14 protein-coding genes and 1 riboswitch are annotated in these 20,028 nt (G+C 63.5%); of the genes, 8 read left to right on the top strand and 6 right to left on the bottom strand.

Annotated features, from left to right (window positions below; genetic code table 11):
- Positions 1-88: 88 nt before the first annotated feature.
- Positions 89-2,008 carry an autotransporter outer membrane beta-barrel domain-containing protein gene (locus ACO07C_RS10405; protein ID WP_421914086.1) on the top strand — a complete coding sequence of 640 codons (1,920 nt, stop codon included), beginning with the start codon at positions 89-91 and terminating at the stop codon, positions 2,006-2,008.
- Between the two features lie 45 nt (positions 2,009-2,053).
- On the opposite strand, the gene ACO07C_RS10400 is transcribed toward ACO07C_RS10405, so the two are convergent.
- The 3 genes from ACO07C_RS10400 to mtnK all read right to left on the bottom strand — a co-directional run bounded on the left by ACO07C_RS10400 (position 2,054) and on the right by mtnK (position 5,323).
- Positions 2,054-2,527, bottom strand: coding sequence for a 6,7-dimethyl-8-ribityllumazine synthase (locus tag ACO07C_RS10400; RefSeq protein WP_421914085.1), 474 nt, complete (start codon positions 2,525-2,527; stop codon positions 2,054-2,056).
- 76 nt (positions 2,528-2,603) lie between these two features.
- Positions 2,604-2,749: riboswitch (FMN riboswitch) on the bottom strand.
- Positions 2,750-2,960: 211 nt separating this feature from the next.
- Positions 2,961-4,055, bottom strand: a complete 1,095-nt coding sequence (mtnA, locus tag ACO07C_RS10395; RefSeq protein ID WP_421914084.1) for an S-methyl-5-thioribose-1-phosphate isomerase — start codon at positions 4,053-4,055, stop codon at positions 2,961-2,963.
- Positions 4,052-5,323, bottom strand: coding sequence for an S-methyl-5-thioribose kinase (gene mtnK / locus ACO07C_RS10390; protein ID WP_421914083.1), 1,272 nt, complete (start codon positions 5,321-5,323; stop codon positions 4,052-4,054). The genes mtnA and mtnK overlap by 4 nt, the downstream gene beginning before the upstream one ends.
- Positions 5,324-5,460: 137 nt before the next feature.
- Here mtnK and ACO07C_RS10385 point away from each other — a divergent pair, with 137 nt between their 5' ends.
- The 3 genes from ACO07C_RS10385 (at position 5,461) to ACO07C_RS10375 (ending at position 9,149) form a co-directional block, all read left to right on the top strand.
- Complete coding sequence (locus tag ACO07C_RS10385) at positions 5,461-6,972, top strand: sugar ABC transporter ATP-binding protein (RefSeq protein WP_421917489.1); 1,512 nt, start codon at positions 5,461-5,463, stop codon at positions 6,970-6,972.
- Positions 6,973-7,052: 80 nt separating this feature from the next.
- The gene (locus ACO07C_RS10380; protein ID WP_421914082.1) at positions 7,053-8,048 is read left to right on the top strand and encodes an ABC transporter permease; all 996 of its coding nucleotides are present in this window, start codon (positions 7,053-7,055) and stop codon (positions 8,046-8,048) included.
- Between the two features lie 48 nt (positions 8,049-8,096).
- Positions 8,097-9,149 (top strand): substrate-binding domain-containing protein, encoded by a 1,053-nt coding sequence (locus ACO07C_RS10375; protein WP_421914081.1) that lies wholly within the window; start codon positions 8,097-8,099, stop codon positions 9,147-9,149.
- 64 nt (positions 9,150-9,213) lie between these two features.
- On the opposite strand, the gene ACO07C_RS10370 is transcribed toward ACO07C_RS10375, so the two are convergent.
- The 3 genes from ACO07C_RS10370 to ACO07C_RS10360 form a co-directional block, all read right to left on the bottom strand.
- The gene (locus ACO07C_RS10370; RefSeq protein WP_421914080.1) at positions 9,214-9,705 is read right to left on the bottom strand and encodes a GNAT family N-acetyltransferase; all 492 of its coding nucleotides are present in this window, start codon (positions 9,703-9,705) and stop codon (positions 9,214-9,216) included.
- A gap of 2 nt (positions 9,706-9,707) precedes the next feature.
- Positions 9,708-11,762: a bifunctional aldolase/short-chain dehydrogenase gene (locus tag ACO07C_RS10365; RefSeq protein ID WP_421917488.1), complete on the bottom strand. Its 2,055-nt coding sequence runs from the start codon at positions 11,760-11,762 to the stop codon at positions 9,708-9,710.
- An 86-nt stretch (positions 11,763-11,848) separates the two neighbouring features.
- On the bottom strand, positions 11,849-12,805 hold the full coding sequence (locus ACO07C_RS10360) for a sugar-binding transcriptional regulator (RefSeq protein ID WP_421914079.1): 957 nt from the start codon (positions 12,803-12,805) through the stop codon (positions 11,849-11,851).
- Between the two features lie 191 nt (positions 12,806-12,996).
- Between ACO07C_RS10360 and ACO07C_RS10355 the strand changes: the two genes are divergently transcribed.
- The 4 genes from ACO07C_RS10355 to ACO07C_RS10340 all read left to right on the top strand — a co-directional run bounded on the left by ACO07C_RS10355 (position 12,997) and on the right by ACO07C_RS10340 (position 20,012).
- Positions 12,997-14,637 carry an acyl-CoA synthetase gene (locus tag ACO07C_RS10355; protein ID WP_421914078.1) on the top strand — a complete coding sequence of 547 codons (1,641 nt, stop codon included), beginning with the start codon at positions 12,997-12,999 and terminating at the stop codon, positions 14,635-14,637.
- A 187-nt stretch (positions 14,638-14,824) separates the two neighbouring features.
- Complete coding sequence (locus ACO07C_RS10350; RefSeq protein ID WP_421914077.1) at positions 14,825-15,430, top strand: TetR family transcriptional regulator; 606 nt, start codon at positions 14,825-14,827, stop codon at positions 15,428-15,430.
- 56 nt (positions 15,431-15,486) lie between these two features.
- Positions 15,487-16,641, top strand: a complete 1,155-nt coding sequence (locus ACO07C_RS10345; RefSeq protein WP_421914076.1) for an efflux RND transporter periplasmic adaptor subunit — start codon at positions 15,487-15,489, stop codon at positions 16,639-16,641.
- Positions 16,642-16,868: 227 nt separating this feature from the next.
- Positions 16,869-20,012, top strand: coding sequence for an efflux RND transporter permease subunit (locus ACO07C_RS10340; protein WP_421914075.1), 3,144 nt, complete (start codon positions 16,869-16,871; stop codon positions 20,010-20,012).
- Positions 20,013-20,028 lie beyond the last annotated feature (16 nt).

The raw sequence follows: 20,028 nt of genomic DNA, 5'->3' as shown, positions 1-20,028 counted from the left end.
CCTGCCATCGCCGACGGCGCCGCCGTCGTTGGTCGATGTCGTGCGCGCCGAACAATCGATCACAGCCTGCCAACAGGAACACAACAGAATGTCTTCAATCATTGACCGCGCCAGCAAAGCCGCCCTGAAGGGCACGGCCATGGCTGGCCTTCCAAAAACCATAACGGCCTGCATCCTCGTGTCTGGCACCCTCGCCATGACCTCGATTCCGGCGCTTGCCGTCGAGCCCTGGATCATGGTCGAAAAGACGACCTTTACCGGCGACGCGATAACCTCCAAGCAGCAGGGCGTGACGACGGACGGAACGAACTGGTACTTTTCCGGCACCAATATCCTCGAGCGCACCGACAAGAACTACAACCCGTCATTGACCGTCTCGCCGGCCATCCCGCTCGCTCTCCAGCTTCCGTCTGAATTCTCCAGCCTGGGGCTGAACCATATCGGCGACATCGACTATGCCGATGGGCTTCTCTACATTTCGCTGGACACAAGCAAGCGCGACCCCGTCACCGGGGGCAAGTACGACCACCCGGTTTTCGCGGTCTATCGCGCCAGCGATATGAGCTTCACCGGACAGGCTTTTTCGCTCAATCCGCCCAATGGCACCCATGACATCGCCAGTTGGGTTGCCGTCGACGCAAAGAACGGCCTCGGCTACGGCATGGCCTATGAGAACGCGACCGAGATCGCCGTCTACAACCTGTCGGACTGGAGCTTCAAGGAATACATACCCCTGACGCAGACCATCGACCAGGCGCAGGGCGGCAAGCTTCTTGATGGCTGGATGTATTTCTCGACCGACAACGATGAGAAGACGATTTACCGGGCGAACCTCAAGACCGGCGAAGTCGAGATTCTCGGCAATCTGAAGATCAACGGCGAGCAGGAGGTCGAAGGGCTTTCCTTCAACCAGACCAAGGATGGCTGGTCGATGTACATCCTCAACCGCGAGGCGCTCGAGAGTGATCCCAACGTCGAGGCCGTCGGCTTCTACCGCTATCTGCGACCGTACGGAAACGCGCTTTCCGGCGAAGTCCATGCCGATGTCGTCGGCGCGCTCGTCGACGATAGCCGTTTCGCCCGGGATTCGGCAAACCGCCGGCTCCGCTCGGCTTTCGACGCCGCCGACGTCTCCCTGACCACCGCCGCCATCGATGCCACCGGCGTGCACGCCGCGCCAGCCAACGCCGGCGGAATCGTGATCTGGAGCGAGGCGCTGGCCATGACTGGAGACATCAAGGGCTCGGGCTACGCGGCCGATTTCAACCGCACGAGCGCGGGCTTCGTCGGAGGCGCGGACATTCCGGTCGGCGATTGGCGGGTCGGCGTGCTCGGCGGCTACAGCCGCACTAATTTCGACGTTTCCGACCGTGCTTCGTCAGGCACCAGCGACAATTACGATCTCGGTGTCTATGCCGGCACGCAAATAGGCGCGCTCGGCTTCAGGGCCGGCGCCATCTATGGCTGGCACGATATCGGCACCAAGCGCAACGTCGTGTTTCCTGCCTTCAGCGAACAGCTGTCTGCCGGCTACAGGGCCGACACGGCGCAGGCTTTCAGTGAACTGGCGTACCAGTTCGACACGAGCATTGGCGCCTTCGAGCCCTTTGCCAACCTTGCCTATGTGCATGCCAGCGCCGATGGCTTCGCCGAAACCGGCGGCACCAACTCGGCCCTGACCAGCCAGGGGGCGTTGAGCGAAAACACGTTCTCGACCCTGGGCCTGCGCGCATCCACCCGGTTGGGAACCGGCATGACCGCTGTGCATGGCATGCTGGGCTGGCAGCACGCCTATGGCGATGTTCAGCCGGCCACCACGCTTGCCTTCGGCAGCGGAGCCTCCTTCGCCAGCGCCGGGGTACCGATTGCCCGCGACGCGCTGGCGCTGGAAGCCGGTTTCGATGTCTCCCTGTCGCCTAGCGCAACCCTCGGCGCGGCCTATTCCGGCCAGATCGCCAGGGATACCCAGGCGCATGCCTTCAAGATCAATTTCGACTTGAAGCTGTAGGTGGAACGAAGCGCCGAGCGGGTTTGCCTGCCCGGCGCTTCCGGCTCAGGCCGCGATCATCTCACGCGCGGCGAGGATCTGGACGCAGGCATTGGCCGCTTCCTTGCCCTTGACGGCGAAGTGCTCGAAGAAGAAGCGGTGATGGTCGGCGCTGTCGTGATAGTTGAGTGGCGTAAGCACCGCCGACAGAACCGGCACGCCCGTCGACAACTGCACATTCATCATGCCGTCAATCACCGCGCTCGCCACGAATTCGTGCCGATAGATGCCGCCATTGACGACAAACGCCGTGCCGAGGATCGCCGCGTAGCGGCCGGTCTCCGCGAGGGTCTTGGCGTGCAGGGGAATCTCATAGGCGCCGGGCACGTCGAAGACGTCGACGGCAAAGCGGTTGTCCCCAAGCGCGGCCATTTCCGCTTCGAAGGATTTGACACACTGGTCGACGATATCGGCGTGCCACCGCGCGCGAATGACGGCAATGCGGGTCGTCTCGTAGTCTTTCTGGGAATACTGATTCATGGGTCCATCCTTCCGTTTCGAACCAGAATCAGGACGCACGATACGAAATGCGGCCCGCCGGGGCGGTCCGTCTTCCGTTCGTTCTCTTTCATCCGGACTCTAACCGTCGGCTCCGGAATCACACCGGATCTGCTGACCTTTCCGACGACCGGAAAGCGCTCGCGGGCTTGGGTCCAGACCCTTACCGCCGGTGGGGACTTTCACCCCGCCCTGAGAACATTAACGCGGTTTTTATGGAAGGGCAGGGCGGGGCTGTCAACTGCCGCCGGCGGCGGAGCGCCAATCTCCCCCTCGAGGGGGAGATGGCCGGCAGGCCAGAAGGGGCCGCCGCGCGTGAAGCGCTGGCCCGTGCGCAACGCGAGACGACGCCAGCGATCTATGCGCGCCGACCCCCTCTGTCGCCTTCGGCGACATCCCCCCTCGAGGGGGGAGATCACCCGCGCTCGGGGAACATCGCTTTCAACCCCTCGCGTGAGGCCTTCGCCACGCCGCGCTCGGTGATCAGACCGGTCACCAGCCGTGCCGGCGTGACGTCGAAGGCCGGATTCGCGGCGGGCGTCGCCTCGGGCGAAACACGCACCTGCGCGATCTTGCCATCGGCGGTCTTGCCCCAGACGAGCGAAACCTCATCGCCGGAGCGCTCCTCGATCGGGATTTCCGTCAACCCATCATGCACCGTCCAGTCGATGGTCGGGGACGGCAACGCCACATAGAACGGCACGTCATTGTCGGCGGCGGCCAGCGCCTTCAGGTAAGTACCGATCTTGTTGCAGACATCGCCATCGGCGGTGGTGCGGTCGGTGCCGACGATGACCATGTCGATCGCGCCGCGCTGCATCAGGTGTCCGCCGGCATTGTCGACGATCAGCGTGTGCGGCACGCCGTGGCCGGCCATCTCCCAGGCGGTCAACTGGGCGCCCTGGTTGCGCGGGCGGGTTTCGTCGACATAGACGTGCACGGGAATGCCGGCTTCGACAGCGAGGTAGATTGGCGACGTGGCCGTGCCGTAGTCGACCGTTGCCAGCCAGCCGGCATTGCAGTGGGTGAGGATGTTGACCGTCTCGCCCGGCTGCTTGCGCGCGGCGATGGCCTTGATGATGGCGAGACCATTCGCGCCGATGGCACGGTTGAGGCCGACGTCCTCATCGGCGATCTCGGCCGCACGCCGATAGGCGGCCTCGGCGCGTTTTTCGGCTGGCAGCGGCCGCAGGAAGCGCCGCATTTCGTCAAGCGCCCAGCGCAAATTGATCGCCGTCGGGCGCGTCTCGTGCAGTGTTTCCCACACGGCATCGAGTGCTTCGTCGGACGGATCGTCTGCCATCCGCATGGCGACGCCATAGGCGGCTGTGACGCCGATCAGCGGCGCGCCGCGCACCCACATGTCGCGGATGGCGGTGGCTATGCCGGCAACCGTGCCGATCGTCTCGATGCGGAAATCATGCGGCAGCCAGCGCTGGTCGATGATCTCGATCGAACGCCCGTCGTGGCTCAGCCAGATGGTACGATAATGGCGGTCGCCAACGTTCAAAGGGAGTTCTCCTGCTCGATCAGCGCCGCCAGGGCGTTGACCTCTTCAATGCTGTGAATCTGCCGCCGGTTGACGGCGATGTGACGGCCGAATTTGAGCGCTTTCGCCTCGCATGAGGCACGCAGGTCCTCGTCGGCGATGGTCTCGAAATCGGCATTGTGGGCGAGCCCCAGGATGCGCCTGTGGACCTCGATGCCGGCAAAGCCGAGCAGGTCGGTCCAGATCTGGTGCAGCACATGATCGAGCGCCTGCTCGGCGCCAAGCCTGTCGCCCTGGTCCTCGAACAGGCTCTTCTGGTAGAGCATGCCGGTGCGCTCGCTGCGCCACAACAGCGAGAACTCGGCGCGGAAAACCGCCCATGTCTCAGCGGTGACGCCGAGCAGATAGGCCCGCATGGCATCCCGCGCTCCGGTCTGCTCATGCCCGCTCTGCGAAAAGAACGACATCCAGAAATTGGCCAGCAGCATGCCGACGTCGAATGCCATCGGGCCATAGAAGGCGAACTCCGGATCGATCATCCGGGTTTCCTGGTCCGTGACCATGATGGAGCCGGAATGGAGGTCGCCATGCAGCAGCGTCTCGGCATTGGCGGCGAAGATGTGCTTCAGCCGCTGCGCCTCCACCTTGAGGTCGCGGTCGGCACGCAGTTCGGCGACCAGGCCATCGAGCTGCGGGCTCGTGTGCCGATTCAACTTGGCGTCGAAATAAGGGTCGGAGAACACCAGGTTCTCGGTGATGTCGCAGAGTTCGACATTGTCGGCGAACAGGGCCAGGTCGGCCTTTCGGTCCCTGGCCGCCATATGCAGGTCGGACCCGCGAAACAGCGTGCGGGCCATGAACAGGCCGATATCCCTTGCGATATTCGGAAGCTGCCGGCCCTCGATCAGCGCGCGCCGCAAAATCATGTGCGGCGACAGGTATTCCATGATGATCAGCGCCTGACCTTCGTCGAAATAGTAGATCGCCGGCACCGAACCCGGAGCGCGTGCTTCCTGGCGGGTCAGTGCGTGATATTCGAAGAAGGAGCGCTTCAACGGCAGGGGCCAGCTGTCGCCGACCAGCCGGACATAGGGCAGGGCCTGCTTGACCACGACGGCACCTTCTGTGCCCTCGACGATGAAGACCAGGTTCAAATTGCCATCGCCGACCTCGCGAACCTTCCACGCGCTGGTGTCCTGGCCAATTTTCGCGCACAGCGCCTCGTTCGTGCCGAGACGCGTTGAAAGCGTCTCCACCGACAGTGCTTCGAATGGCAATTTCCCGGTCATTCTGCTCCCTCCCGCCCATGCGCTCCGATCATAGGGGAGGCTTGGCGGCGAGGCCAAGCTAGGAAGCTGTCTGGCAATTGTCAATCGTGTTGACAATTGCCGACATTGACCATAGCGTCGTCGTCAGGGAGGAACGCATGGTCGGCAATGCCGTGTTCCGCGTAGAGGGACTGAGGAAATCCTTTGGCCGCAACGAGGTGCTTGGTGGCGTCTCGCTGAACCTCCATGCCGGTGAGGTGACCGTGCTGATGGGCGCCAACGGCGCCGGGAAATCCACCCTCGTCAAGATCATCTCCGGCGTCTACGAACGCGCCGGCGGCACAATGACCCTCGCCGGGCAGGATTTCACGCCGAACACGCCGGCGGAAGCGATCCGCGCTGGCGTGGTCACCGTGCATCAGAACATCAATGACGGCGTCGTCGCCGACCTCGACGTGGCGACAAACCTGACGCTGGACAGACTCAGCGGCAGCGGCGCACCGTTCCTGTTCAATCCGGCCCGTGTGCGCCGGGAGGCCAGGGCGGTTGCGGACCGCATGGGGTTGGCCATCGACCTGAAGGCCCGCGTCAGCGACCTTTCGCTGGCCGATCGCCAGATGGTGGCGATCGCCCGCGCTTTGGCGCATCAGCCGAAAGTGCTGATCCTCGACGAACCGACTTCGTCGCTCTCCAGTGCTGAAGCCGATCGACTGTTTGCGTTGGTCGACAGGCTGCGCGAGCAAGGCGTGGCGATCCTCTATATCTCGCACCGCATGTCGGATATCAGGCGGCTCGCCGACCGCATCGTCTCGATGCGCGACGGCGTCATCTCCGGCGTCTTCGACGCCAAGCCGCTGGATTATGAAGGCGCGGTCAACGCCATGCTCGGCCGCAAGATCCATCTCGACCGGATCGTCGTCAGGGATTCGGCCAGGGCGGTCCTGAAAATCGAGGGCCTTCGCATCGCACATGGTGCCCGGCCCATTTCCCTGACGCTCGGCGACGGAGAGGTCGTTGCCATCACCGGGCTCGTCGGTGTCGGCAAGACGGCGCTCGCCGAGACGCTGTTTGGCGTGCGCAGGCCACTCGCCGGCACCATGACGATGAATGGCAAGCCCTATGCGCCGCGATCGGCGGGCGATGCGATCGGCGCCGGCGTGTTCCTCGTCGCCAAGGATCGCGCCACCAGCGGCATCGTCGGCGGCTTCAACATCGAGCGCAATGTCAGCCTGCCGTTCCTCAGACGCATGTCGAATCTGACTGTTCTCAAGCGTCGGCTTGAACGCGCCACCGCACGCCGGCAGATCGAGGAACTCGGCATCGTCTGCCGCTCGGAGAAGGACGAACTGTCGGCGCTTTCCGGCGGCAACCAGCAGAAGGTGATGGTCGCCCGCTGGATGGCGCAGAATGCCGCGCTGTTCATTCTCGACGAGCCGTTTCAGGGCGTGGACATCTCGGCCCGGCGCGATATCGCCGCCAAGCTGCGGGCAAGCGCCAATGGCCGCGCGACGCTGCTGTTCGTCACCGAACTCGACGAGGCGCTGGAGACGGCCGACCGCATCCTGGTGATGTCGGAGCAGACGATCGTCGGCGAGCACCGCAATGCCGATGTCGATCTCGATCGCCTGCTGGCCGAGGTCGCCGGTGGGCCTCTGCATACCGCCGCCTGAGCGTGGCGCTCGATAGAATGGAATGGAGAGAGCATGGGTTCGAGTTGGATGAAGACGGCAGCAGTGCGCGGGAGCACTGAATGACGCTGCGCGACTACGCTATCCGCTACGGATTCCTCGTCCTTCTGTTCGGGCTCGTCGCCTATTTCGCGATCGCCGCCGACGGTTTCGTTTCGCCGCAAAGTGCCGTCTTCATCTTCCAGTCGGTCGCTATCACGGGCGTGCTCGCGCTCGGCGTCACCGCCACGCTTGTCGTTGGCGGCTTCGACCTGTCGATAGGCTCGGTCGCCACATCGGCCATGATGGCGGCGGCCTATGTCATGGTGGTGCTGGAGCAGAACGCTGTCGTCGCGCTGGTCGTTTGCCTCGTGATCGGCGCCATCGTCGGCCTGATCAACGGATGGCTGATCGTCTATATGCGCGTTCCCGATCTCCTGGCCACGCTCGGCATGATGTTCCTGCTGGTCGGCCTGCAACGCATCCCGACCGAGGGACGCTCGATCGCCACCGGCATGACCATGCCCGATGGTTCGGTCGCGAACGGTAAATTCTCCGACGCCTTCCTGGCACTTGGCCGCCACCGCTTCGACTTCTTCATCCCGAACCTCATTCCGGTATCGGTCGTCGTGTTGCTGGTGCTGGCCCTGCTGATCTGGTTCTTCCTCGAATACACCCGCTTCGGCCGGATGATGTACGCTGTCGGCAGCAACGAGCGCGCGGCCGAACTCGCTGGCGCGCCTGTCAAGGCATACAAGATCTGGGCTTACATTATTTCAGGTGTTTTTGCCTCGATCGGCGGCGTTTTGCTCGCCGCCCGACTTGGACGCGGCGACATCGCCTCGGGTAATAATCTGCTGCTCGACGCGGTTGCCGCGGCGCTTATCGGCTATGCGGTGCTCGGCGCCGCCAAGCCGAACGCCTTCGGCACAGCCGTTGGCGCGCTGTTCGTTGGCATCTTGCTGCAAGGCCTGACCATGATGAACGCGCCCTACTACACGCAGGATTTCGTCAAGGGTGTGGTTCTGGTCGTCGCCCTTGTCTTCACCTTCGCCCTTTCCGGCAGGGGCAAGAGATAGATTGCTGCCGATTTGATTTTTGAGTTCAACAGGAGTGGAGGAAACACAGTGAACATCACAAGAAGAGTTTTGGGGAAGGTCGCGCTCGGGCTGGCCGGCGCAACGATGCTGATGCAGTTCCCGGCGCTGGCGGCGGATCGTCCGGCACCATTCGACAAGCCCGGCGTCAAGATCGCGCTGGTGCGCTATCTGTCGACCGGCGACTTCTTCCAGGCGTATCTCTCGGGCGTCGAAGCACAGGCCAAGGCGCTCGGCGTTGACCTGCGCGTGCTCGACAGCCGCCAGGACGCCGCCCTTCAGTCCGACATGGTCGACCAGGCCATCGCGCTCGGCGTTCAGGGCATCATCATCCAGCACGGCCTGACGGAATCGATGAAGGACGCCGCGCAGCGAGCGGTCGACGCCGGCATCAAGGTGGTGGCTTTCGACGTCAATGTCGAAAACCCCAAGATCCCGCAGATCGAACAGTCCGACAAGGACCTTGCGCGTCTGGCGCTCGAGCAGGCGGTCAAGGACAATGGGGAGAGCTGGAATGCCGGCTATGTCTATGTCGCCGGCATTGCACCGCTCGACCGCCGCAATGAGACCTGGGTTGATGTGAAGAAGAAGTACTCGGGCATCAAGGAGGTGGCGATGTTCGGCACGCTGGACAACCCGATCGCCAATTCCGTCGCCAACCAGGCGCGTTCGGTGCTGTCGGCCCACCCCGACATCAAGGTGATGTTCGCCCCTTATGACGAGTTCGCCAAGGGCGTGAAGATCGCTGTCGACGAAGCAGGCCTGAACAAGGGCATCAAGATCTATTCGGCCGACATTTCGACCTCGGATATCGCCGCGATGCGCGAGCCCGACAGCGCCTGGGCCGCGACCGCGGCGACAAACCCGGCGGTCGTCGGCCAGGTCTCGGTGCGTGCGCTGGCGCAGTTGCTGGCCGGTGAGGATCCCGGCCACAACGTCGTCGTGCCGCCGACGCTGATCACCCAGAAGGAACTGATCGACAAGGACATCAAGAACATGGAGGAGCTCTCGGCGAAGCTGCCGCAGTTCGCCCATGCCGATGTCGCAATGCCGGCCTGGATGCCGAATCCGAACGCGAAGTAAGGCGCGCTGTTAGAGACAAAGGGCCTCGCCGTTGCGAGGCCCTTTTTGCGGGCTGGTGGCGATATCAGCCTTTGACGGGCAGCCGTCTGACCTGGAAGCCGGTCTTGTTCTGCTCGAAGCCGGCGCCTCTGTAAAAGGCAAGCGTTGCCGGTTCGGTCGAGCCGGTCAGCAGCATGGCCTTGTAGCAGTCGTGCTCCCAGGCAATCGACACCGCTCGTTCAAGCAGTAAGCGGCCGAAGCCGCGTTTGCGGTGGGTGGCGGCCGTCACCACATTCTCGATCAACGCATAGGGCATGCCGCCCCTGGTCAGGTTGGGAATGACGACAAGGGTGCATGACGACACGAGTTCCATATCATCCCAGCCGCCAAGCACGACGCTGCCGGGATAGGCCGCAAACCGCTCCAGTATCGCTTCCGCTTCGTCCTGCTGGACCATGGCGTCGCCGGGATTGAGATGGCGGTAGAGCGCGGCGAGCGCCGGCAGATCGGCCGCCTGAACAGCCCTGATTTCAAGGCTGTCCGACGCCTTCTCGTCGGGAACTCCCGTGCTCGTCACGACTAGCGCAGCGCCGCCGCGATGTTGCCGCCGTCGACCGTCGTCACGTCGGCGGTGGTGCGTTCGGCCAGCGCATGATGCAGGAAGGCCTGCGCCACGTCCTGCGCCGTCACTTCCTGGCCGAGCAGGTTGCCGGACATGTATTCCTTTTCCGTCACGCCGCGCGCGCCCGAGCGGCTGGCGATCATGGCGTCGGTCAAAAGACCCGAGCGGATGCGATCGGCATTGACCGCGTTCGAACGGATGCCGTGGGCGCCGTAGTCGAGCGCATACTGCCTGGAAAGGAACAGCGTCGCCGCTTTCGGCACGCCATAGGCGCCGAACTTCGGACCCGGATTGATCGCCTGCTTGGAGGTGTTGAACAAAAGCACGCCGCCCGTGCCCTGTTCGAGCATGATGCGCACGGCATTCTGCGCCACCGACTGGTGGGCGAAGAAATTGAGCTCGAAGCTCTTGCGCAGAAGCGCGTCGTCGAGTTCGCCGATCCGGCCTTCCCAGGCCGCCCCTGCGTTGGAAACCAGGATGTCGACGCCGCCGAACACCGCAACCGCCTTGTCGAAAGCGGCGCCAACTTGGGCCGGATCGGTAATATCGGCAGCGACGCCGATCGAGTTGTTGCCAGCCTTCTTGGCGGCATCGGCGGCCTTGTCGCCATCGAGATCGACGACGACCGCATGCGCGCCATTGTCGGCGAACAGCTTGGCGGTCGCGGCACCGATCGCGCCGGCGCCGCCGGTGATCAGCACGACCTGGCCGGTCAGCGGCTTGGGTTTGTTGGAGGCGAGCTTGGCCTGCTCCAGCGACCAGTATTCGAGCGGGAACAGGTCGGCCTTGGAGAGCGGGTGGAAACGGCCGACCGCTTCAGCACCGCGTACCGCTTCGATCCACATCTCGCCGACATCGGAAGCAATCCTGGCGTCCTTCAGCGTGCGGCCATGGCCGAACATGCCGAGCCCTGGCACCAGCGTCAGGCGCGGCATCGGGTCGAGCATGGTGCGCTTGACGTCGTCGAGCGCGTCATTGGTCTCGAAATAGGCGCGATAGTCGTTGGCGAAGGCGTCGACGTGGCTCTTGATCACGGCCTTGTAGTCGCCGGCCTTGTCCGCGTCGGGCGCCGGCACTGCCATCGGACCGGTCTTGATGCGGATCGACAGATCGGGTGTCGAGACCCCGCGTGCGGCAAAGTCGGCGATGTCAGCCGAGTTGATGAAATCGACGATCGCGTCGGAGGTGCGGAAGTCGCTGATCATGCGGTCGAAGCGCCCTTCGCCTCGCGCCACCGCGACGGCGCCGCGCAGCATCGGCGCGATGGACGCAGGTGTCGCGAGCCTTGCCGGCAACGCCGCCTTCGCCGCCTTCGACTTGCCGCTCGCGGCAATGAACGCCTCGGCGACATTCACATAGTGGATCATGCGGTCATAGGCCTGCCTGGCATCGTCGCCGAAGGTGAAGATGCCGTGCTTGTCGAGGATCAGGCCCTCGACAGACGGATCTGCGTCAAAAATGTCGGCGGCTGCCTTCGCCAGGTCGAAGCCGGGCATGATGTAGGGCACATAGCCCATCTTCTCGCCGAACACCGTCTTCACCAGCGCCTTGCTGTCTTCCTGGTCGACGATGGCGAGAATGGCCGTCGAGTGCGTGTGGTCGACGAATTTGTGCGGCAGGAACGCATGCAGCAGTGTCTCGACCGAGGGATTGGGCGAGGACGGATCGATGAGGTTGGCCCGCTGCAGGGCGACCATGTCCTCGTCGGCGAGCTTGTTCAGCGAACGGGCTTTCAGCAGCGCGCCGAGCTTGACCGCCGGCAGGCCTTGCGGCTCGATGACGCCCATGTCCCAGCCGCTGCCCTTGACGCAGAGCACGTCCCACTGGTCGCCGACGAGGTCGGTCGCCGTGGTCTTGCAGGAGGTATTGCCGCCGCCGTGCAGGACCAGCCGTGGTTCGCCGCCCAGCAGCCGGGTCGTGTAGACGCGCAGCGCCAGGTCTCGGCTGATGCCCTTCTTCGCATAGTCGGCAACCATCGTCTCCGCGTCGCCGTCATTCCACAGGTTCTTCATAGTCACTTGTCCAATTTCCGATTGTGATGGTGAAACAGCATTGCCGCGACGCCTTGATGACAGGGCGATGGCAGCGGGAATTGTGCCTATCCGGGTGTCTTTTCCGCCGAGCCGGCATGGTCCAGCAATCGTTGCGCCATGCGCCCTCCGATCACCAGATGCGTGCAGAGGCCGCCGGCGATCGCCGCCAGAAGCGGCTCGAACTTGTTGTCTTCCTGCACCACCATCAGCCGCTTGGCGATCGCCCGCAGTGAGGCGAGCTCGGCGGAGATGACCCGGCGGTTGTAGCTGCAGTCGAGCACATCGCCTTTGGCGTCGATGATCTGACCTGCAATGACGCCGGCCGCACCGATCTCGCGCAGTGCCGTCATCTCGTCAGCCGTCAGCGCACCGCATTTGACGACGTGGCTGTCGGCGTCGATGGTGCCGACCGAGTACAGCGCCAGGTCGCATTCGCTCACTCCCGCCAGTTGCTCGCGGATCACCGGTTCGGCACGCAGCGCACGCGCGAGCTCTTCCGTCGTGAGCACCAGCGGCGCATAGAAATTCAGCCCTTTGGCGTTGAGCCGGCGCGCGATTTCCATCGTGCACTGGTCGGGACGGTAGGAGTAGGGCGCTCCGAGATTGCCGCAGAGCTGCACCACCGTGACATCCTGGAGATCGGCATAGGACATGATATCGGCGATCGTATAGACGGTGCGACCCCAGGCGACGCCGATGCGGTCGCCCTTCTTGACCAGTTCGAGGAAGACGCTCGCCGCCAGCACGGCGATTTCCGTCGAAGGGTCGGCATTTTCCGGGGCGATCCAGACGGCATCGAGCCCAAGCGCGTCTTCCAGCTTGCGTGCCAGGACATCGTCCGTGAAGAGCTGGGTCGAGGTCGAGATGTTAACGATCCCGGTCTCGCGCGCCTTGCGCAGATACATGGCGACCGAGGCGCGGGAAATGTTAAGCTGGCTTGCCACCTGGTCCTGGCGCAGACCATGCGCATAGTAGAGCCAAGCGGCCTTGTGGATGAGTTGTTCTGCCGGTCGGATTGCCATGCCATCTCCTCGGCTGACATTATTCACGGCACTCGACAAAAGTCAAACCGTGTGGAGGGCACCACTTGGTTTGATCCAGATCATCACCGCGACTGGCGCGAACCATCATAGCATCGTCAAGCGCTTATGGATGGTGACGCGGTCGCTTGGCTGTGATTAGAAGTCGACAAGACTTCTTTGGGGAGGACGGGATGGGCAATCCTTACGAACAGGATCTCGACAAGAACGCGGCCAACCATCAGCCGCTGACGCCGCTCACCTATCTGGAGCGCGCGGCAAAAACGTACCCCGACCAGATCGCCATCATCCATGGCCGCCAGAGCATTGACTATCGCACGTTCTGGCAGCGGTCGCTGAAGCTCGCCTCGGCGCTGCGCAAGCGCGGCATCGGCAAGGGCGATACGGTCACCGTCATGCTGTCCAACACGCCGCCGATGCTGGAGGCGCATTTCGGCGTGCCGATGACCAAGGCGGTGCTGCATTCGCTCAACACAAGGCTCGATGCCGCTGTGATCGCGTTCCAGCTCGACCATGCCGAGACCAAGGTGCTCATCATCGACCGCGAATTCGCGGGCGTCGTCAAGCAGGCGCTGGCGCTTGCCAAGGTCAAGCCACTGGTCGTCGACTATGACGATCCAGAATACCCCGCCGACGCGCCCTATCCGAAGGGTGAGCGCATTGGCACCCTGGACTATGAGGACTTCGTCGCAAGTGGCGATGCGGATTTCGCCTGGTCGATGCCCGACGACGAGTGGGACGCCATCTCGCTCAACTATACATCCGGCACGACCGGCAACCCGAAGGGCGTCGTCTACCATCATCGCGGCGCCGCGCTGATGGCCTACACCAACACCATCCATGCCGGCATGGCCAAGCACGCTGTCTATCTCTGGACGCTGCCGATGTTCCATTGCAATGGCTGGTGCTTCCCCTGGACGCTGGCGGTCCAGGCCGGCACCCATGTCTGCCTGCGCTGGGTGCGGCCAAAGCCGATCTACGACGCCATCGCCGATCATGGCGTCACGCATCTTTGCGGCGCACCGGTAGTCATGTCGGTGCTGATCAACGCCAGGGATGAGGACAAGCGCACGTTTCCGCAGACCGTCACCTTCAACACCGCCGCCGCCCCGCCACCGGAAGCGGTGCTGTCCGGCATGGCCGATGCCGGCTTCGCCGTCACCCATCTCTACGGCCTGACCGAAACCTATGGCCCGGCGGTCGTCAATGAATGGCACGGCGCATGGGACGATCTCGAAAAGGGCGAGCGCAGCGCCAAGAAGGCAAGGCAGGGCGTGCGCTACGCAGCACTCGAAGGCCTGACCGTCATGGATCCCGAGACGATGCGCACGACGCCCGCCGATGGCGAGACCATCGGCGAGGTCATGTTCCGCGGCAACATCGTCATGAAGGGCTACCTGAAGAACCGCAAGGCCAGCGACGAAGCCTTTGCCGGCGGCTGGTTCCATTCCGGCGATCTCGGCGTCATGCATCCCGACGGCTACATCCAGCTCAAGGACCGCTCCAAGGACATCATCATCTCCGGCGGCGAGAACATCTCGTCGATCGAGGTCGAGGACGCGCTTTACAAGCATCCGTCCGTTGCCTCTTGTGGTGTTGTCGCACGGCCCGATGACAAATGGGGCGAGGTGCCCGTCGCCTATGTAGAACTGAAGCCCGGCAAGGCGGCGACCGAGGCCGAGATCATCGAACACTGCCGCGCGCTGCTTGCCCGCTTCAAGGTGCCGAAAGCGGTCATCTTCGCCGAAATCCCGAAGACCTCGACCGGTAAGATCCAGAAGTTCCGGCTGCGGGAAATGGCCAAGGTCGCCTGACGGCCTGCGACAACCTCCGTCAAAATATTTCAAGCGGCCCGCATCTCGGGCTGCTTTGCGACGTCTGTCAGATGTCACCATCTGTCACCAACTATACGCGTACGTCGAATTCGCATTGACACCTGGACCATTTCGATTTACGAGTGATGAAAATCGAAATTCGTCACTCGTAAGATGACAGAGGATCATGTCCGAAGCCGCCAACATAGTCGTCGACGCCGCCCGGCAGGAAAATGTGACGCGCATCCTCGACTGCGCCGAGCGCCTGTTCCGGCACTATGGCTACGGCAAGACCAATGTCGCCGACATCGCGCGCGAACTCGGCATGTCGCCGGCCAACATCTACCGCTTCTTCGCCTCGAAGGTGGAAATCCACCAGGCGGTCTGTGGCCGGATGCTCGGCGCAAGCTACAAGATGGCCTACGAGATCTCCCGGCTTCCCGTCAGCGCGGAAGAGCGGCTTCGGCGCTACGTGCAAGCCCAATACAAGATGACTCTGGAGGTCATGCTCGACGACCAGAAGGTCCATGAGATGGTCATCGTCGCGCTCGAACGCGACTGGGCCGTGATCGACAAGCACATCGACAGCATCCACGATCTGTTTGCCGAGGTGATCCGCGATGGGATCGAGGCCGGCGAGTTCCGGGAGCAGGATCCGGTTACGGCATCGCGATGCTTCGGCGCCGCGACGGTCATCCTGTGCCACCCGCAGATGGTGGCGCAGTGCCTCGCCAAGACCAACCGTGCGATGCCCGACGATCTTATCGACTACGCAATCAGAGCCTTGAAATAGCCGTCGCCCGCCGGGCGCCGGTATCGGCAGTTCATCTCCATTTCGGGAGTACGCGCGTGTCTTCGTTCAGTGAGATCATCAGCAGGTTTCCGGCGGTTGGTCCGCTGCTGCTTGTCGCCGGTAGCCTGGGGCTCGCCGGCTGCTCGCAGGAAAAAGCCGAAGTCAAGGACATCATCCGTCCGGTCAAGGTCGTCGAGATAGCCCAGGCCCACGACACCCGCACACTCTCCTATTCCGGCTCGGTGCGGGCCCGCACCGAAAGCGCCCTGGCGTTCCGGGTCAGCGGCAAGATCACCGAGCGTCTGGTCGACATCGGTCAGCATGTGGCGCCCGGCGACGTGCTTGCCCGCGTCGATCCCGCCGACTACGACCTGTCGGTCAAGAGTGCTCAGGCCGCGCTCGATGCCGCCCAACGGCAGGTCGAGACTGTCGAACTCGCCCGCAAGCGCGCCGAGCAGCTTTTTGCCAAGAACTTCGCGCCGAAGTCGCAGCTCGAACAGGCGACGCTGACCTACGACCAGGCGGTCGCAACCCGCGACTCCGCCCGCTCGTCGCTTGACCAGGCCAGGAACCAGGTAGGCTACACCGACCTCAAGGCCGACAGGGACGGGATCGTTACCGCGGTCAACGCCGATGTCGGTCAGGTTGTCGGCTCGGGCACGCCGGTGGTCACCGTCGCGGTCGACGGTGAAAAGGAAGTGCTGATCGCGGTTCCGGAAATGGAGATCGCCGAGTTCAAGCCGGGCAAGGCCGTCAAGGCGGCATTCTGGTCCGATAGCAAGCTGGCGCTTGACGGCAAGGTTCGCGAGGTCGCCGGCAGCGCCGATCAGCAGTCGCGCACCTTTTCGGTCCGCGTCAGCCTGCCCAACGATCCGCGCGTGCTGCTCGGCATGACCGCCAACATCGAGGCCTCGGCCGCCAATGAACGGCAGCTTGTCTCGATCCCGCTGAGCGCGCTGGCGCAGAAAGACAGCCAGCCGATCGTCTGGACCGTGGATCGTGGCGCCGACACGGTTCATGCCCGCCCGGTCAAGGTCGCGGAGTTCGCCGCCGATGGCGTGCGCGTTGCCGAAGGACTGAAACCCGGCGATGTCGTGGTTGCCGCCGGCACGCAATTCATGACCGAGAATCTGAAAGTGAAACTTGCCGGCGACACGCTGCTGCAATCCGCGTCGGCGGACGATGGCGGCAACGCCAAGCAGTTACGCTGAGGACAGGCAACCGGCCGCGCGTTCCCGCGGCCGCTGGTTTCCGGGCGGCAAACGCTCGAACCGAGGCGCTCGACTGATGTGATCCCCCCGCGCATCAGTTCCCGCGTCCCATCGCGATGAGTGCATCTCCGCTCGAGAGCCTTGCCGCCCGGAAGCCACTACTAACCTGAATTTCGCTTCGCGCCCGCGTAGGCGCGCCGACGATCCAAAGAAGTGGACAAGCGCCGATGACCAATTCCACTGACGAGAAGCGGCCCTTCAACCTGTCACGCTGGGCGATTGGCCATCCCTCGATCGCACGGTTCCTGTTCGGCTTGATCATCATCGCCGGCGCGCTCGGCCTGATGCGCATGGGCCAGAAGGAAGACCCCGACTTCACCTTCCGGGTGATGGTCGTCCAGGCGATCTGGCCGGGCTCCTCGATCCAGGAGATGGAGGACCAGGTCGTCAACAAGATCGAGCGCAAGCTGCAGGAGACGCCGCATCTCGATTTCGTACGCTCCTTCACTCGCGCCGGCAGCGCCATCATCACCGTTCAGATAAAGGGCGACACCAACGCCGCTGAAGTGGCCGACGCTTTTTATCAGGTGCGCAAGAAGGTCGGCGATATCGCCGGTGATCTGCCGCAAGGCCTGCTTGGCCCTTATTTCAACGATGAGTTCGGCGACACCTTCATCACGCTCCATTCGATCAGCGGCGACGGCTTCACCTATCCGGAGCTGAAGAAGTTCGCCATCCAGGCCCGCGACATGCTTTTGACGACGCCCGGCGTCGAAAAGGCCGTCATCATCGGCGACCAGCCGGAAAAGCTCTACATCGACGTCTCGTCCAAGGTGCTCGCCGAGCGCGGCCTGACGCTCACCGACCTGCAGAACGCCATCAAGGGCCAGAACAATGTCGACCCGGCTGGTTCGGTCGACACCGGCACCAACTCGGTGCGCATTTCCGTCGAAGGCGATGTCAGCAAGGTCGAGGACATCCGGAATCTGCGCCTGCGCGCCGGCGGTCAGGTGACGCGGCTCGGCGACATCGCCACGGTGACTTCCGGGCTGGAGGATCCCTACCAGCGCAAATACCGCTTCAACGGTCATGAAAGCGTGCAGATCGGCGTCGTCATGGCCAAGGGTTTCAAGGTCACCGATGTCGGCCGGGATGTCGAGGCGACCTACAAGCACTTCGAGGAGGCGTTGCCCTATGGCGTCGCCGTCGACCAGATTTCCGACCAGCCGGGCGTCGTCACGGACGCGGTGGCCGAATTCATGCATGCGCTGGGCGAAGCGCTGCTGATCGTGCTCGTCGTCTCGTTCCTGTCGATCGGCTGGCGTTCGGGCCTGGTGATCGCGATCGCCATCCCGCTGGTCCTGGCCGCCACTTTCGCCATCATGTACGAACTCGGCATCGACCTGCAGCGCATTTCGCTCGGCGCGTTGATCATCGCGCTCGGCCTGCTCGTCGACGACGCCATGATCGTCGTCGAGATGATGGAGCGAAAGCTCGAGGAAGGGTTGGTCAAGGTCGACGCGGCGAGCTTCGCCTACACTTCGACCGCCTTCCCGATGCTGACCGGCACACTGATCACCATAGCAGGTTTCATCCCCGTCGGCTTTGCCGCCTCGACGGCGGGCGAGTATGTGCGCACCCTCTTCTATGTCGTCGGCATCGCGCTGGTCGTGTCCTGGTTCGTGGCTGTCTATTTCACGCCTTGGCTTGGCAACATGATCCTGAAGCAACGCCAGCATGCCGGCAGCCATCACGACGTATTCGACACGCGCTTCTACCGCAGGCTTCGCTCGACGGTCGGCTGGGCCGTGCGCCATCGGATCATCGTCCTGGTGATGACGCTGGTGACCTTTGGCACCAGCCTGTGGGCCTTCCAGTTCATCCCGCAGAATTTCTTCCCGCAATCGTCACGCCCGGAAATCCTGGTCGACCTCTGGCTGCCCGAGGGCACCAGCATCAAGGAGGTCGAGACGCAGGCCAAGGCGCTTGAAGCCAGGATGATGGACGACAAGGACAAGCGCTTCATCGCCACCTATATCGGCGAGGGCGCGCCGCGCTTCTTCCTGCCGCTCGACCAGCAGCTCAGCAATCCCAACTTCGCCCAGCTTCTTGTGATGGCCAATGACGAGCCGGCGCGCGAACGGCTGATCGTCAAGCTGCGCACCGTCCTGGCCGAGGATTTCCCGTCGATCCGCGCCAAGGTCGATCGCCTGTTCCTGGGTCCGCCAACCGGCTGGCCCGTGCAGATGCGGGTCATGGGCCCGGATCGCCGGGAGGTGCGCCGCATCGCCGACGAGGTTAAGGCGAGGTTCCAGGCCAACCCGCAGCTCGGCGCCGTTCATGACGACTGGCTCGAACCTGTGCCGGCAATGAAGCTGGTGATCGACCAGGATCGCGCCCGGGCGCTGGGCGTCACCTCGCAGCGCATCCGCCAGATGCTCCAGGCGACGATGTCCGGCGCGCCGCTCGACAATTTCCGCGACGGCGAGGAGACGGTTTCCATCGTGGCCCGCGAACCCGAGGCAAGCCGCCGCCTGCTGTCGTCGGTCGACTCGGTCTACATCCCGACCGACTTCGGCGGTTTCGTGCCGCTCTCACAGGTGGCCAAGGTGGTGCCGGTGCTGGAGCAGGGTATCGAATGGCGCCGCAACCGGCTGCCGACCATCAGCGTCCGCGCAACACTGCCCGATGGCGTGCAGTCGAATGATGTCGTCACCAAGATGTACAACGACATGAAGGACCTGCGCGACGGCCTGGCGCCCGGCTACAGCATCGCAATCCAGGGGGGGGCGGAGGATTCCGCCGAAAGCCAGGCATCGATCGCCGCCAAGGCGCCGATCATGCTGGCCATCATCGTCGTGCTCCTGATGATCCAGCTGCAGAATTTCGGCAAGGCGATGCTGGTTCTGGCCACCGGGCCGCTCGGCATCATCGGTGCTGCGGCGGCATTGCTGATCAGTGGCGCGCCGTTCGGTTTCGTCGCCATCCTCGGCGTCATCGCGCTGCTCGGCATCATCATGCGCAACTCGATCATCCTGGTCGACCAGATCGACCAGGATATCGCTGCCGGCATGGACCGTTCCGAAGCGATCATCGGCTCGGCGGTTCGCCGCTTCCGGCCGATCACGCTGACGGCGCTAACGGCGGTGCTGGCGCTGATCCCGATCTCGCGCGCCGTCTTCTGGGGTCCGCTGGCCTACGCCATGATGGGTGGCATTCTCGTTGCCACGGTGCTGACCATTCTTGTTCTGCCGGCAGGTTATGCGCTCTTCTTTGGCCGTGAGCCTAAGAAGAGCAAGGTCACGGAGAAAGATGGAGCGAAACCGGTCGAAAAAGATCCCGTGCCTCAGCTGGCGCTGGCGGCCGAATAGGGCGTACTGGCGAATG

Origin of the sequence: Mesorhizobium sp. (genome assembly GCF_965229135.1) — a bacterium.
Taxonomy (GTDB): domain Bacteria; phylum Pseudomonadota; class Alphaproteobacteria; order Rhizobiales; family Rhizobiaceae; genus Mesorhizobium.
This window is presented reverse-complemented; position numbering and strand designations above follow the sequence as displayed.